Raw genomic sequence first — 14,931 nt, forward strand, 5'->3', positions numbered from 1 at the left:
TGTTCGACCAGCCCGTGTTCGACGAGAGGTAGGCCATGTCGCAACCGCGTCCCCCAGGGCTCGACTCACCGCTCGTACCCAAGATCCTCAAGTACGCCTCGCGGCTGAACGTCGAGGTCTACCGGATCACCGACGGCCGGATCGGCGGCAAGTGGCGGATCGGCAGCGCCTTCCCCAAGGGCGTGCCGGTCTGCCTGCTCACCACCACCGGCCGCAAGACCGGGCAGCGCCGCACGCAGCCGCTGCTGTTCCTGCCGGACGGTGACCGGGTGGTCCTGATCGCCTCGCAAGGGGGCCTGCCCAAGCACCCGATGTGGTACCTCAACCTCACCGCCGATCCGAACGTGCTGGTGCGGGTACGCGGGGACCTGCGCCGGATGCGCGCTCGTACGGCCACTCCCGCCGAGCGCGAGGCGCTGTGGCCCCGCTTCGCGGACCTCTACGCCGACATCGACCGCTACCAGTCATGGGCCGGCCGCGAGATTCCACTAGTGATCTGCGAGCCCGTCCGCTGACCTCGTTGACTCGTGGCGTGTTCGCCTCTGGCGTCGCCTGTGGAGGCGACCACGCCACGAGTCAACGTGGGGCTAGATGAGGCTGAGCGTGTCGAGGTCGCGTACGGCGGCGCAGGAGCGGGCCGCCATGGCGAGGAACATCCGGTCACCGCGTTCGGTCGGCGTGCCGTACACGCAGCCGAGGACGGTGATCAGCGGTCCCTGTACGGCACCGAAGCGGTAGTCGTCGACGCATTCGGCGAGGTCGTAGCCGGTGACGCCGTGGCGGAGCAGGGCGGCGTGGTAAGTCTCGACCAGCGAGTGCTCGTGGGCGGCGCGCTGGTCGGGGTCCAGGCTCGTCCCGAGGAAGAACGCCAGGTCGCGGACGGGATGACCGAGGCTGAGGGTCTGCCAGTCCACGGCGGTGACGCCGGTACGGGGCGATGCCGGGAAGATCAGGTTGTCCAGCCGGTAGTCACCGTGGACGAGACCGAACCGTTCGGGGCGACCCAGCACCCAAGGGCCTACGGCCTCCGCGACCTCGTGCAGGGTGCGGACGTCACTCTCATGGAGCTCGCCCGCGAACCGTTCGGTGAACGTCTCGACGGCCGGTCCGAAGACCTCGGCCAGGGCGCCGGCGTCGTCCGGCCCGATCGCGTTGAGCCAGGGCAGGTCGAGGAGCGTGGGGTCGGACCAGCGGGGACCGTGCAGGCCGGCGAGGTTGGTCACGGCGTCGGCGGCCTGATGGGGCGTGCATCCGGCGAGCTGGTCGCCCGGCGTGGCGGGGGACAGGTCGTCCAGGAGCAGGACGAAGGTGGCGTGGTCGTCGGAGATGGCGCTGTAGTGGCAGTGCGGCGTCCGGACGGCCACGGTGGAGGCCAGGTCCCGGTAGAAGGAGACCTCCGCGTGGTAGGCGGGGGCGAGGAAGGCGCGCGCGGCGACGTCCTCGGTGGGCAGCTTGGCGATGAGGGTGCGCGGGCCGACCTCGCCCGTGTCCAGGTGGAGGCGGTAGCAGGTACCGATCTGGCCGGCGCCGATCCGTTCCCGCTCGACCGCCTTCACCGGCGTTCCGAGCGCCTCGCTCAGCCATTCGGGGGTGAGCTCGGCGGCGTCTCCGATCGTCATCGGGCCCGCCCCGGGTTGAGGACGGCCGTGCCGCCGGCCGGGTTCCGTTCGGCGATGCCGGGTGGCCTGATCTCGCGGTACGCGGTGACGACCGGTTCGACCTCGGCCGGGGTGACGCCGTGCAGGATGACGCCGTCCGCGCCCTGCTGGAACTGGCCGGCCACGTGCTGGGCGCAGCGGGCCGGATCGCCGGTCGCGGCGGCGGCGAGCCATTCGTCCGGCAGCAGTCCGGCCACGTGCTCCAGTTGGGCCTTCGTTCCGATCGCGTCGAACGCGCCGGGGAAGCCGGAGACCAGGTCGTCGGCGCGGAACCGGGCCAGCGCCGCCGGGTCCCAGCCGTTGACCCGTACCAGCAGGTCGCCGTACCCCTGCAGGTAGGTGGCCAGCCGCCCGACCAGCTTGCGCAGCCGTGCCTCCTCGTCGAGATGGTCGCCGACGGTGGCCAGCACCGACCACACCCGTACCGACGCCGGGTCGCGCCCCGCCTTGTCGGCGCCGCGCCGTACGGCGGCCACCGAACGGTGCAGGGTCTCGTCGGTGAAGAAGGTGTGCAGGACGACGCCGTCGGCGACCGACCCGGCGAACTCCAGCGTGCGCTCGCCCATCGCGGTCAGCAGGATCGGGATGTCCTCGTCGAACGCGGCGTCCTGGTTGAGGTACGGGAAGTCGCCCGCCGGGCCGTGGTGGTCGATCACCGCTTCGCCGCGCCAGAGCCGGCGCATGATCCCGATGAAGTCCTCCAGCTGCGCCGCCGTGACCCGGGGCAGCCCCATGACGTCGAAGAGCATGTCGAAGCCGCGGCCGAGGCCGAGCGCGAACCGTCCCTCGGTGAGCCGGTGCATCGTGGTGGCGAACGTCGCGGTGAGCAGCGGATGCCGGGTGTTGTGGTTGGTGGCGGCGGTGGCGATGCCGATCCGCTCGCTGACCGCGCCGGCCGCGCCCGACAGCGTCGCGGCCTCCTTGGTGGTGAAGCGTTCCGACAGGAACACCGCGCCCAGGCCCAGGCGCTCGCCGTCGCGGACCTGGCCGAGGAGATCGCGGGGAGTGCCGGAGTGCCCGGCCAGTCCGTAGAAGCCCAGCTCGGGCAGATCGTCCATGGAGCCCAGCATTCTGAATGCCGATGCCCGCCCGCAAGGGGTGCGGGCGGGCAATTTGGACAGGTGTCCGGTCGGCTGTCTATGTCGGTGTATGCAGGGCGCCGGTGTTACCTGGCGAGGCCGCCGTGCTGGTGGCCGGTGCCGGTCGCGGTGCCAGCGGTGGCCTTGGTGGTGGCGGGTGCGTCCGCGCCGGGGAGGTCGCGGCTGTAGGCGTACGTGAGCGTCGTGAATCCGATGGCGCCCATGTTGGCCTGCAGGGCCTTCTCGTTGATGTTGGACAGGTCGTCGCAGGCCTGGTGGTAGCAGGGGTCGTACGGCGCGCCTGCGGTCCCGCCGAACAGTGCGGCCTCCGCCTCGGTCTTGATCCCTTCGGCGCCGGTGAACAGGCCGCCGGCCGGGATGCCGACCGCGATGAACGGGCCGTAGTCGGAGCGGCCGGTGAAGTCCGTGCCGACATGGCCGAGCTTCAGCGTGTCGAAGTAGCGCTCGAAGGTCTTCTCGATGTGGTCCGATCCGGGCGGGCCGGCCGGGGCGCCGGTGGCGTCGGAGTCGTCGCCGTCATAGATCCCGAACATGTGGTTCGGGGAGGCGACCATGTCGTAGTTCAGGTAGAGGCCGATCCGGTCGCGCTCGGTCTCCGGCAGCGTGGCGACGTAGTGCTCGGAGCCCAGCAGGCTCAGCTCCTCGGCGCCCCACCAGGCGAAGCGCAGCTTGTTCTTGGGCGGCAGCTTGGCGATCTGGACGGCGACCTCCAGCAGCGCGGCGCTGCCCGAGCCGTTGTCGTTGATGCCGGGCCCGGCGAGCACGGCGTCGAGGTGGGCGCCGCTCATGACGACCTTGTCGGCGCGGCCCTTCTTGGACTCGGCCAGGACGTTCCAGGTGGTCCGGACCTCGCTGGCGGTGTCGGTCCTCATCCGTACGGTCGTGCCCGCGGGGGAGGCCAGGTCGTTGCCGGTCGCGAAGCTCGCGCCGAGGACCGGGATCGTGAAGGGCCGGTTGAGCGTCCCGACGAACGCGTCGGTACGGCCCTCCTGGCCCTCGTTGAAGATGATCGCGCCGGTCGCGCCCGCGGCCTGGGCGTTGGCGGCCTTGACCTCGAAGTCGCAGGTACCGCGCTGGAGCAGCGCGATGTTGCCGGCGGTGAACCCGGCGAAGTCGGTGGCCTCGCAGCCGCTGCTGGAGCCGGGCGCCGGCGACGGCGGCAGCGTGAGGTCCACGCCCTGGACCGTCCCGGTGACCTCGCCGGACCCCGAGTAGGTCATGGTGGCGAAGTCGCCGAGCGTGCTGCCGTCCGGCGGGGTCGGCTCGTACGTCGTGGCGTCCGGCGCGGTCTGCTGGAGCTCGGACGTCGCGTTCTCCTGGAAGAACGGGAACTGGAACGGCTGGATCGTGACGTTGTAGCCGGCCGCCTTGAGCTTGCCGGCGACGTAGTCCTTGGACGCGGCGTAGCCGGGGGTCCCCGAGGCGCGCGTCCCGCCGTTGGCGTCGGCGATCTTCTGGAACGCCTGCAGATGCCGCATGGCGTTCGGTGCCTTGATGGACTTGAGCGCTTGCTGCTGCCGTCCGGTGTCCGGGTCGGCGCCGGCCGGCGAGGCGAGTGCTAAGGGGAGGGCGAGTGCCGTGGCCGCTGTGGCGGCACGGAACAGGCCCCGGTGGGTCGGTCTCATGGTCGACTCCTCCGTGGGGGGATTGCGAAAGGAAGCTAGCCATCCCCCGGGGGCGAAAGAAAGCCCGCCAGCGAGGCCGATACCGGCCCGTGTCCATACGGCTGGGATCAGCCCGTGTGGATCAGGGGGGAGCGGGGTGAAGGGCTGCGCCGGGGCTCGTCTCAGCGCAGGTAGGCGACGATCGCGTCGATCAGGCCCTCGCGCGCGTCGCCGAGATCGGTGAACGAGGTCAGCCGGGACTGGTCGTACAGGCCCTGGACCGCACCCGGGACGAAGCTGCGGACCCGGCGCAGCTTCTCGGGGGAGACGTCGATGCCCTCGAAGAGGGTCTCCCATTCGCGCGTCCAGGTGGCGTCGCCCTGCCGGAGCATCGCCGCCGTCTTGGGGAACAGCCCCTCCAGCGACTCGCGGTCGCGGGGCAGGGCCAGCCGGAGGTTCTGGACGGCCTGGGCGGCCGGGGCGTCGAAGGCGTGGAACAGCGCGTCGATGATCGCGGCGATCCGGCGGCGGGGCGAGGCGGGCTCCTGCTTGGAACGGTCGAACAGCGACGCGCTGTGCTTCAGGCAATGCTCCAGAACGGCGGCCCACACGCCGTCGACGTCCCCGAACTGGTGCTGGATGGTGCCCCAGGTGAGCCCCGCGTCCTGGGCGATCCGGTTGGCGCTGGCCGCGTCCGGGCCGCCCGTGGCCAGGCGCTCGACCGCCGCGGCGAGGAAGCGCCTGCGTGTCTCCAGGCCCCGCTTGTTCAGCCGGGTCCCTTGCGCGCTGTATTCCAACGGAGCGAATCCCTCGGGTGATGGCAACTCAGGTGATGGCCGGTCGAATGTTGGCGAGTCTGGGGTGGCGATGCAGGTGGTGGCGATGCAGGTGGTGACGACTCGGGTGGCGACTCGGGTGGTGGCGGCGCGGCGCCGGTTCAGCCTGCCAGTTCCTCTTCCAGCCAGGTCTTGCCCCGGGTACGGGCGGCGAGGCGTGCGCCGCCGAGCAGGACCGTCCGCCGTGCGGCCGCGGCCTCGACGGCGGCGACCGCGTCGGAACCGGCGTCCTCCAGGAACCGGCACACGATCTCGCCCGCCGCGTCCTGGGCCCAGCCGCCCACGATCCGGCCGTCCCACCAGAGCGTGGGGCCGACGTTGCCCATCCGGTCGAACAGCCGCGGGCCGTGGTCGCCGAGGAACCATTCGCGGTGCTGCCAGCCCATCGGCGTCGAGTCCAGCGCCGGGAGCAGCGCCGCCCACGGCTCCGCCTCCGGTACGGGCTCCAGATCGTCGGCGAGGGCGATGCCGTCCACGCCGTCGAGATCCACTTCGGCGGGCTTCAGTTCGGTGAGGACGCGCTTGGTCTGGGTCTTGGTCCAGCCGGTCCACCAGCGCAGGTCGTCGGCCGTGGCCGGGCCGTACGCGTGCAGCCAGCGGCGGGCCAGCTCCACCTCGGCGGCTTCGGTCGCCCAGCCGTCCAGGCCGTCCGGGCACCACAGCTCAAGCGGCGACCAGCGGTACTGGTGCGAGGCCCACGAGCCGCGGGGCCTGCCTCGTACGGCCCGTCCCTGCGCGGCGAGCAGGAGCAGGACCCGGCTGGAGACGTTCTGCCGCCCCTCGTACTTTTTGCCCTTGGAGAGCACCAGCTCCGTCCCCAGGTAGGGATCGGCGGCGGCCAGCTCGGCCGCCGTCGCCTCGCCGCGCGCGGCCAGCTCCCGGACCCCGGCGGCCTCGGCCGCGTCCAGCCAGGCCTCGGGATCGGTGCCGCCGACGCCGGCCTCGACGAGCATCCCGATCATCTTGCGGCGCTCCCGCGCGGCCACCCCGCGCGAGCACGCGGCCTGGATGACCGGCGCGATGTCGAGCGAGGTGACGAACACGGTACGGCGCATGGCCAGCAGCCGGATCAGCGTCCGGTCGTCGTAGAGGGCGCGCTCGACGGTACCGAGGTCCCCGTCCGTCATCCTGGCGAGCGTGCTCAGATAGACCGAGGACGGATCGGTGCTGTGCACCGCCACCAGCGAGCGTGCCACCTCGATCGGATCACCCGCCGCCGTCCCGGGCGCCAGCCGGTGCCGTACCCCGAGCCTGGACCGTCGTTCCGCTACCCCGAACCGCCGCACATTGCCTCCCGGCGGCCAGCGTATTACCAAGGGGCCCAAGTGTTACCAAAGTGCCCGAGTATTACCAAAGTGCCCGATACGAGTCAGCGGCCGGAAGCGCTCAGGCGCCGGGACGGGGCGGGCGTCCGGGCCGGGCCGCCCAGCCTTGGTCGCCCGTGTCGTCGGTACGTTCAGCCTCGCTGACACCCTCCTCGTCGGGCGGCAGCGTGTCGGGATGGTTGGAGCGCACACCGGGCACGCCCGTACCACTGACGGGCGTATCGGTGGTCGCCTCGGTGTCCTCTTCCTCGGAACCGCGATCTTTCATGGCCGGCTCATACCCGCGCAGCGTGCCCGTACCCCGGACGGTCGAGGGGGCGGGAGACCGCCATCGTCAGAGGCCGGGGGCGCGGACGCGGCGGTGGCGTATCCGGTCGAGCCAGCTCAGGACGGGCGTGGACGTCAGGCCGTGCAGGCAGACCGAGCCGAGCACGGTGAACGCGACCACGGCCCACAGTTCGGCCGGATCGACCCCGAAATCGGCCTGGCCGAGGGCGTAGGCGAGATAGAACAGCGAGCCGATCCCGCGTACTCCGAAGAAGGCGATCGCGCGCCGTTCCCGATGATCGGCCAGGCCCCGGTACAGCGAGGCCCACGCGACCACGGGCCGGATCACGACCAGCAGAAGCACGCCGACCGCGGCGCCCTGCCAGGTGAGCGCGGCCAGCCCGCCGGTCGCGACGAAGCCGCCCAGGAGCAGCAGCAGCCAGGCCGTGAACAGCCGCTCGACCTGCTCGACGAAGCCGTGCAGGACGCTGTGGTACCCGTGGGAACGTTCCGCCGCGCGGATGGCGCAGGCCGTGGCGAACACCGCGACGAACCCGTACCCGTGCGCCATCTCGGCGATCCCGTACGAGAGCAGCGTCGCGGCGAGGGCGACGAAGCCCTCGTTCCGCTCGGCCAGGCGCAGCGGTGGCCGGTCGGAGCCGAAGAACAGCCGTCCCAGTGCCCAGCCCACCGCGAGGCCGACGGCGACGCCCGCGGCGATGGCGTAGAAGAAGTCGACCGCGATCCACGTGATGAGCCCGCCGGTGCCCGCCAGCGCGATCGCCGCGTACACGAACGGGAACGCCAGCCCGTCGTTCAGGCCCGCCTCCGAGGTGAGCGAGAACCGCACCTCGTCGTCATCGTGCTCGGGGTCGTCGGTGGGCTCGCCCACCCGCACGTCGGACGCCAGCACCGGATCGGTGGGCGCCAGTGCCGCTCCCAGCAGCAGCGCCGCGGCCAGCGGCCAGGCCAGCAAGGTGTACGCCGCGCCGGCGGCCAGCAGCGTCGTCAGCGGAAGCACGATCGCCAGCAGCCGCGCGGTACTCGACCAGGTGCGCAGGCCGAACGGGCGATTCAGTGCCAGCCCGGCACCCATCAGCGAGACGATCAGGGTGATCTCGGTGAGGTGCTCCAGCTCCTCGCGCTGCCCGAGGGGATCGGGCGCGGGCAGCTCCACCGGCAGCGGCAGCGCGTACAGCAGCAGCCCGCCGGCCAGGAAGAGCACCGGCAGCGACACCGGCAGCCGGTCGATCAGTGCGGGGAGCGCCGCCGCGAGCAGTGCGGCGGCGCCCGCGATCACGAAGACAAGATCGATATCCCCCACGGGTGATCCGCTGCCCGCTGAGTCACTCTAAAAACTGCGTCACGAGAAACCCGCTCACTCGCAACCACGGAACTCGCTAGTCGATGACCGGGTGGTGGCAGGCGATCCAGTGGTCGGGCCTGTTGTCGGACGCGCCCTGCGAGGGAAAGAGCGGGCGCATCAGGGGTTCCTCGGTGGCGCAGCGGTCGTCGGCCCGGGGGCAGCGGGTACGGAAGCGGCAGCCGCTCGGCGGGGCGATCGGGGAGGGCGGCTCGCCGCCCATCCGGTCCTCCTCCTCGGCGGTGAGCTTGAGCGGGCCCTTCGGGATCGACGACAGCAGGGCGCGGGTGTACGGGTGCGCGGGGTTCTCGACCAGTTCCGCGCTCGGAGCCAGCTCGCAGGTCTTGCCCAGGTACATGACCAGAACGCGGTCGCTGATGTTCTTGATGACCGCGAGGTCGTGGGCGATGAAGACGAGCGTGAGCCCGTACCGCTCCTTGAGGTCCTCCAGCAGGTTGAGGATCTGTGCCTGGACGGACACGTCCAGCGCCGACACCGGCTCGTCGCAGATGACGACCTCGGGTTCCAGGGCCAGCGCGCGGGCGATGCTGATCCGCTGGCACTGGCCGCCGGAGAACTCGTGCGGGCGGCGGTCGGCGGCGGTGGACGGGTCGAGGCCGACGGCTTCCAGGGCCTCGTCGATCCGGTCGACCTCGCCGTTCAGCGTGCCCCAGACGCGCGGGCCCTCGGCGACGATGTCGCGGACCCGGCGGCGCGGGTTGAGCGACGAGATCGGGTCCTGGAAGATCATCTGAAGCCGCTGCCGGGTCCGTCGGAGGGCCTCGCCGTTCAGCGCGGTCAGCTCCACCCCGTTCAGCCGGATCGAACCGGAGGCCGGTGGTGGCAGCTGCATGATCGCGCGGGCGGCGGACGACTTGCCGCAGCCGGACTCGCCGACGATGCCGAGCGTCTCGCCCTTGGCCACGTCGAAGCTGATGCCCGAGACCGCGTGCACCGTACGGCGCCGCCCGGCCGGGAACGTGACCGTCAGGTCCTCGACCCGCAGGACCTCCTCGCCGTCGCGCAGATGCGCGGTTCCACTACCCGCCATGCGGGACGCTCCCTTCCAGCTGGGCCGGCTCGGCCGTGTCGGCCGGGTACCAGCAGGCGAACGAGCGGCCTGTCGCCTCGTCGGTCACGAGCGGTGGTTCCTCGGTCCTGCAGCGGTCCTGCGCGAACGGGCAGCGCGGGTTGAACCGGCAGCCCGCCGGCGGGGCGGCCAGGTCCGGCGGGCGGCCGTCGATGACCTCCAGCCGGGTGTGGCTCGGCGTGGACAGCACGGGCGCCGCCCGCAGCAGCGCCTCGGTGTAGCGCATCCGGGGCGCGGCGAACAGCGCGTCGGCCGGTCCGCGCTCGACCACCTTGCCCGCGTACATGACGATCACCTCGTCGGCATGGTCGGCGACCACCGCCAGGTCATGGCTGACCAGGATCATCGCCATGTCCCGCTCGTCCCGCTGCCGGTGCAGCAGCTTGAGGATCTGCTTCTGTACGGTCACGTCCAGTGCCGTGGTGGGCTCGTCCGCGAACAGCACCTCGGGATCGCACGACAGCGCCATCGCGATCGTGATCCGCTGCCGCATCCCGCCCGACAGCTGGTGCGGGTAGCCGCGCAGCACCCGGCGCGGCTCGGGGATGCCGACCGAGGCGAGCAGGCTCTCGGCCTTCTCGTACGCCTCGTTCCGGCTCATCTCGAGGTGCACCCGCAGCGGCTCGGTGACCTGGGTGCCGATGGTACGGACCGGGTTGAGCGCGGTCATCGGGTCCTGGAAGACGGCGGCCATCCGGGTGCCGAGGACCTCGCGCATGCCCTCGGGGCCCACGTCGGTGAGGTCCCGGCCGTCCAGGTGGATCCGTCCGGACCGTTCGACGCCGGCGGCGGGCAGCAGGCCGAGGATGGACCGGATCAGCATCGACTTCCCGCTGCCCGACTCGCCGACGATGGCGAGGGTACGGCCGCGTTCGAGGGTGAACGAGACGCCGTCGACGGCCCGTACGAGGCCCCGTTCCGTACGGAAGCCGGTCTGGGCGTCGATCACCTCGAGCAGCGGCGCCGGTCCCTCGCGCGGGGTGACCGGGACGGTGTCGGCTGGGGTGGTTTTGGCTGGCACGGGCTCGGCTGGCACGGTTTCGGCCGCGGCCTTCTCTGCCTTCTCCGCCTTGGCGGTCGCGGCGGTCGCGGCGGCGCGCTGGGCGCGGCGGGTACGGCGGGACGGCTCCAGCCCGCTCTGCCGGTAGCTGGTGAGCTCCTGCAGCCGGTCGCCGACGAGGTTGAACGCCAGCACGGTCAGGAACATCACGGCGGACGGGCCCAGCACGGTGTGCATGGCCGTGTCCATCGTGCTGCGACCCTCGTTGATCATGCCGCCCCAGGTGGGCGTGGGGGCCTGTACCGAGAGGCCGAGGAACGCCAGGCTGCCCTCGGCCACCACGATCACGGCCATGATCGTGAACGCGTAGGAGAGGGCGGGCATCACCACGTTCGGGCTGATCTCCCGCCACATCACGGTGCCGCCGCGTGCGCCCAGCGCCCGGGCGGCGGTGACGAACTCGCGCTGCGCGAACGACAGCGTCACGCTGCGGATCAGCCGTACCCAGGCCGGGACGCCGAGCAGGCCCAGCACCAGCAGGATGTTGCGGACACCGGCACCGGCGAACGCCACCACCGCCAGCGCGAAGACCAGCGCGGGGAAGGCCAGCACGATGTCGTTGGCCGTCATGATGACCCGGTCGACCCGCCCGCGCCGGTAGCCCGCGAGCAGCCCGAGCGGCCCGCCGATCAGCAGTCCGAGCAGGGTCGCGCCGATGCCCACGCCCAGCGACACCCGGGCGCCGTGCACGACCCGGCTGAGCATGTCCCGGCCGAGGCCGTCGGTGCCCAGCGGATGGCTGAGGCTGGGCCCCGTCTTGGGCTCGCCGGACAGCGTCGCGTCGTAGTGCGGCATCGGCAGCACGTCGGCGGTCAGCGCCGCACCGATCACCAGCACGATCCACAGCACCGCGAGCCGGAAGCCCCAGCCGAGCTTCCTGGGCTTTCCGCGCTTCCCGCGCCGCTTGGGCGCATCCGCCGGTACTTTCTCGGCCGATTCCGCGGAGGCCACCACGTCGGTCGATTCTGTGCTGGCCGGCTCTGGGTTGGCTGGCATGGCGGCGGCCGGTACGTCTCGTTCAGGAGGCATGGCGGATCCTCGGGTCGAGGGCACCGTAGAGCAGGTCGATGCCGAAGTTGACCAGGACGTAGCCGACCGCGACCACCAGGACCCCGCCCTGGACCACCAGGTAGTCGCGGGACAGGATCGCCTCGACGATGAGGCGGCCCACGCCGGGCAGGCCGAACAGCGTTTCGGTGATGACCGCTCCTCCGATCAGTGCTCCGAGGTTGAGCCCCACGATGGTCACCAGCGAGATCGCCGACGGGCGCAGGGCGTGCCGCCACAGGATGCGGCGCGGTGACAGGCCGCGGGCGCGGGCCAGCGTGATGTAGTCCTCCTGGAGCGTCGTGATCATGTCGGAGCGCAGCAGCCGGGCGTACACCGCGAGCTGGCCGGCGGCGAGCGTCACCGCGGGCAGCAGCATCGACCGCAGGTTCTCCAGCGGGGCGGTGCTGAACGGCGTGTACCCGGTGGCGGGCAGCAGCGGCCACTTGACCGCGAAGATCATGATCAGCACCACGCCGGACACGAACACCGGGGTGGACAGCAGCCCGAAGCTCACGGTGGTGAGCGTCCGGTCCAGCAGCCCGCCCGCCCGGCGCGCCGCCGCCACTCCGGCGGGCACCGCCAGCCCGAGCGAGATCACCTGGGACAGCAGCAGCAGTTCCAGGGTGACCGGCAGCCGGCCGGCCAGGGACTCCGAGACCGGGAAGCTGGAGATGTAGGAGGTACCGAGATCACCGGTGACCGCCCCGCCCAGCCAGTCGAGGTAGCGGCTGAGGAACGGGTCGTTCAGCCCCAGCTCGTCCCGGACCTGCGCCAGCGCCGCCTGGTCGCCCCCGTACCCCAGGATCTGGGTGGCGGGGTCGCCGGGCAGCAGGGTGATCATCCAGAACGCGAGCACGGTGACCACGAGCAGGACGAAGAGCAGCTGCGCGCCGCGGCGCAGCGTGACCATGAGCATCCGCGGCTACCTGCTGATCCAGATGTGGTCGAACTTGTGCGTGGTCGTCCCGACGAGCGGCTTGCCCATCGACCCGTCCGGCAGTTCGTACTGCTTCAGGCCCTTGACGGTCCCCTTGGCGATCACCGAGCTGGTGGTCAGGTGGTCGACCCAGATGAACGGCAGCAGCTCGCGCAGCCGCTTCTGCACGGTCGCGTACGCCGTCTTGCGCGCCGCCTCGTCGCCCGTCCGCCGGCCCGCGTCCAGTGCCGCGCTGAGCTGGTCGTCCTTGATCCGGCTCATGTTGATCGAGATCGATCCGACCGGCTGGGCGAACCGGGAGTGCAGCCAGGAGTACTCGCCGTCGGGATCGGCCGAGTTGAACTGGGTCCAGACGATCGCGCCGTAGTTGCCGGTGATCGCGCGCTGGATCAGGTCGGCCTGGTCGGCCTGCCGGATGCTGATCTCCATCCCGGCCTTGTTCCACATGTCCTGCACCAGCTCGGCGTTCTGCATCGAGGACTGGTCGGGCACGGTCATCAGCTCGACCTTGATCGGGCCCTTGTCCTTCTCGTACTCGCTGACCAGGGCCTTGGCCTGGTTCAGGTCGAACGCGGGATAGCCGCCGGGGCTGTACCACTTGGAGTCGGGCGACCAGGGTCCGTCGGCCGGCTTGGTCAGGCCCGAGCGCAGCGTCTTGATGAACGCGTCGCGGTCGGTCGCGTGCGCCATCGCCTTGCGGACCCGGATGTCGTCCAGCGGGGCCTTCGCGGTGTTGAGCATGAAGGCCAGCTCGGGCACCGACATGCCGGTGGCCCGGTGCACCTGGTACGTGCCCTGCTCGGCGAGCTTGCTGAACTTCACGATGTCGTTGTCGCGCTGCGTCGCCATGGCGGTCAGCCCGCCCGACTCCAGCGTCTGCGCCCGGGTCTGGAAGTCCGGCAGGATGCGGAACTCGATCTGGTCGAGGTACGGCAGGCCCTGGCGCCAGTACTTGGGGTTCTTCTTGACGATGAAGCGGTTGTCCGGCGTGTAGCTCTGGAACACGAACGGCCCGGTGCCCACCGGCGTCCGGCTGGCGCCCGCCGGGTCGGCCAGCGACGACTTCGGAATGATCAACCCGATCTGGCTGGTCAGCGTGTTCGGGAAGCTCATCCAGGGCTGGCTGAGATGGACCTGGACGGTGCTCTCGTCCAGGACCTCGATGCCCCGCACCGGGGCCAGCACCGCCGCGGTGAGCGCCGACGCCTTCTGCGCGTCCAGGTTGGCCTTGACGACCTCGGCGGTCAGCTGCTCACCGTTGGAGAACGTGACGCCCTTGCGGACCTTGATCGTCCACTGCGAGCCGTTCTCGGCCGGCTTGATCGACTCGGCGAGCATCGGCCGCCACTGGCCGCTGCCGTCGACCGTGGTCAGGCCCTCGATGATGGTGCCGGCCATGGTGTAGGTCTGCGGCGCGTACGAGTCCTTGTTCGGGTTGAAGCCGTTGGCGTCGGCGCCGATGCCGTACACCAGCTTCCCGCCCGGTACGGGCTTGCCCTCCGGGCCGTTGGCCGGACCGGTGGCCGTCCCTCCGCCCGAGCCGGAACAGGCCGCCGTGAGCAGCACCGCGCACGTTCCGATTGCCATCAGGGGCAGCGCGGACCTCCGCCGCCCCCTCGCTGTCGTGAATGTCACGTGCGCCCCTCTCGGCAGTGCCCCGCCAGGTCATGACCAGGTCGATCGTCACAGGGTGATCGCCACAGTGCTCGTCACAGAGTGATCAGAGTCACGATTTTCGGCGATAGTACTATCGGCGAACCCGGAAGGGAATGCCTTGACTGCACCTGGTTCGTCCCATATAAGTGCGGAGATCCCCTACCGGTAGGCTTATCGCCGAACCATCGAGCGGCGGGCCGAGCATCGAGCAGCGGGACTGCGCAGGGATCGCGCAGTGAGATCGAGTAGAGGGATCGAGCAGGGGGGCGGATGCCAGACGTGACGATGAGCCGGCGCGAGGCCAAGGACCTGACCAGGCGCCGGCTGCTCGCCTCGGCCCTGCGGATCCTCGACACCGAGGGTGAGGCAGGGCTCTCCACCGGCAATGTCTGCCGCAACGCGGGCATCGCCCAGTCCACGTTCTACGTGCACTTCCGCAACATGCAGGACCTGCTGGAGGATCTCGGCGAGGAGGCCCGCCGCCGGACGGGCCCGGTCGTCCGCGAGGCCAGGCGGCGTTCCAGCGCCGCCCCGCACAGCGCCGAACGGCTCCGCGAGGCGTTCCGCGTCCCCCTGGAGATGATGTGCGGGCATCCCGAGTTCTTCAGGCTGAGCGTGCGTGCCCGCTTCGACCGCGCCTCCCCGCTCGGTGACGCCGCCCGCCGCCGGGCCGCCGAGACCCGGGACCAGATGGTCGAGGACCTCGCCGCCGCCGGGCTGACCGCCGAGACCCCGTCCCAGAAGGCCCGCCTGGAGATGGTCGCCGACGGCGTCACCGCCCTGACCGAGGCGATGGCCGTCGGCCACCTCGAAGGCCGCTACCCCGACCTCGAGGAGTGCGTCGACACCCTCGTCACCTTTTTCGCCGGCATCCGCCAGCAGCTCCTCGCCGACCGCCACGAGTCAACGTGCCGGGCGCGCCGGTGCGGGCCCTCGCGGGCCGGAAGCGGCCGTGTGTGAGCGTGCCGGAACGGTCCGTTGAGGG

The 14,931-nt window shown here is 71.2% G+C and carries 13 protein-coding genes; 2 read left to right on the forward strand and 11 right to left on the reverse strand.

Annotated features, from left to right (window positions below; all coding sequences use genetic code 11):
• Positions 1 to 35 precede the first annotated feature (35 nt).
• Positions 36 to 515: a nitroreductase family deazaflavin-dependent oxidoreductase gene (locus ACH34Q_RS33585; protein ID WP_395987151.1), complete on the forward strand. Its 480-nt coding sequence runs from the start codon at positions 36 to 38 to the stop codon at positions 513 to 515.
• A 72-nt stretch (positions 516 to 587) separates the two neighbouring features.
• On the opposite strand, the gene ACH34Q_RS33590 is transcribed toward ACH34Q_RS33585, so the two are convergent.
• From ACH34Q_RS33590 to ACH34Q_RS33640, 11 genes are all read right to left on the reverse strand, one after another.
• Positions 588 to 1,619: a phosphotransferase family protein gene (locus ACH34Q_RS33590; RefSeq protein ID WP_395987152.1), complete on the reverse strand. Its 1,032-nt coding sequence runs from the start codon at positions 1,617 to 1,619 to the stop codon at positions 588 to 590.
• A complete protein-coding gene (locus tag ACH34Q_RS33595) occupies positions 1,616 to 2,716 on the reverse strand; it encodes a TIGR03857 family LLM class F420-dependent oxidoreductase (RefSeq protein ID WP_395987153.1) in 1,101 nt (366 codons plus the stop codon). Before ACH34Q_RS33595 ends, ACH34Q_RS33590 begins: the two co-directional genes overlap by 4 nt.
• A 107-nt stretch (positions 2,717 to 2,823) precedes the next feature.
• Positions 2,824 to 4,383: a M28 family metallopeptidase gene (locus tag ACH34Q_RS33600; protein ID WP_395987154.1), complete on the reverse strand. Its 1,560-nt coding sequence runs from the start codon at positions 4,381 to 4,383 to the stop codon at positions 2,824 to 2,826.
• 161 nt (positions 4,384 to 4,544) lie between these two features.
• A complete protein-coding gene (locus ACH34Q_RS33605; protein WP_395987155.1) occupies positions 4,545 to 5,159 on the reverse strand; it encodes a TetR/AcrR family transcriptional regulator in 615 nt (204 codons plus the stop codon).
• A 140-nt stretch (positions 5,160 to 5,299) separates the two neighbouring features.
• Positions 5,300 to 6,484 carry a winged helix DNA-binding domain-containing protein gene (locus ACH34Q_RS33610; protein ID WP_395987156.1) on the reverse strand — a complete coding sequence of 395 codons (1,185 nt, stop codon included), beginning with the start codon at positions 6,482 to 6,484 and terminating at the stop codon, positions 5,300 to 5,302.
• 100 nt (positions 6,485 to 6,584) lie between these two features.
• Positions 6,585 to 6,791, reverse strand: coding sequence for a hypothetical protein (locus ACH34Q_RS33615; RefSeq protein ID WP_395987157.1), 207 nt, complete (start codon positions 6,789 to 6,791; stop codon positions 6,585 to 6,587).
• 66 nt (positions 6,792 to 6,857) lie between these two features.
• Complete coding sequence (locus tag ACH34Q_RS33620; protein WP_395987158.1) at positions 6,858 to 8,114, reverse strand: cation:proton antiporter; 1,257 nt, start codon at positions 8,112 to 8,114, stop codon at positions 6,858 to 6,860.
• Between the two features lie 76 nt (positions 8,115 to 8,190).
• A complete protein-coding gene (locus tag ACH34Q_RS33625; RefSeq protein WP_395987159.1) occupies positions 8,191 to 9,204 on the reverse strand; it encodes an ABC transporter ATP-binding protein in 1,014 nt (337 codons plus the stop codon).
• A complete protein-coding gene (locus ACH34Q_RS33630) occupies positions 9,194 to 11,332 on the reverse strand; it encodes a dipeptide/oligopeptide/nickel ABC transporter permease/ATP-binding protein (RefSeq protein ID WP_395987160.1) in 2,139 nt (712 codons plus the stop codon). The genes ACH34Q_RS33625 and ACH34Q_RS33630 overlap by 11 nt, the downstream gene beginning before the upstream one ends.
• A complete protein-coding gene (locus tag ACH34Q_RS33635; protein ID WP_395987161.1) occupies positions 11,322 to 12,269 on the reverse strand; it encodes an ABC transporter permease in 948 nt (315 codons plus the stop codon). The genes ACH34Q_RS33630 and ACH34Q_RS33635 overlap by 11 nt, the downstream gene beginning before the upstream one ends.
• Positions 12,270 to 12,275: 6 nt before the next feature.
• The gene (locus ACH34Q_RS33640) at positions 12,276 to 13,877 is read right to left on the reverse strand and encodes an ABC transporter substrate-binding protein (protein WP_395987162.1); all 1,602 of its coding nucleotides are present in this window, start codon (positions 13,875 to 13,877) and stop codon (positions 12,276 to 12,278) included.
• Between the two features lie 339 nt (positions 13,878 to 14,216).
• Here ACH34Q_RS33640 and ACH34Q_RS33645 point away from each other — a divergent pair, with 339 nt between their 5' ends.
• Positions 14,217 to 14,906 (forward strand): TetR/AcrR family transcriptional regulator, encoded by a 690-nt coding sequence (locus tag ACH34Q_RS33645; protein WP_395987163.1) that lies wholly within the window; start codon positions 14,217 to 14,219, stop codon positions 14,904 to 14,906.
• The last annotated feature ends 25 nt before the right edge of the window (positions 14,907 to 14,931 follow it).

Source organism: Actinomadura sp. 9N407 (assembly GCF_044326315.1).
Classification (GTDB): domain Bacteria; phylum Actinomycetota; class Actinomycetes; order Streptosporangiales; family Streptosporangiaceae; genus Spirillospora.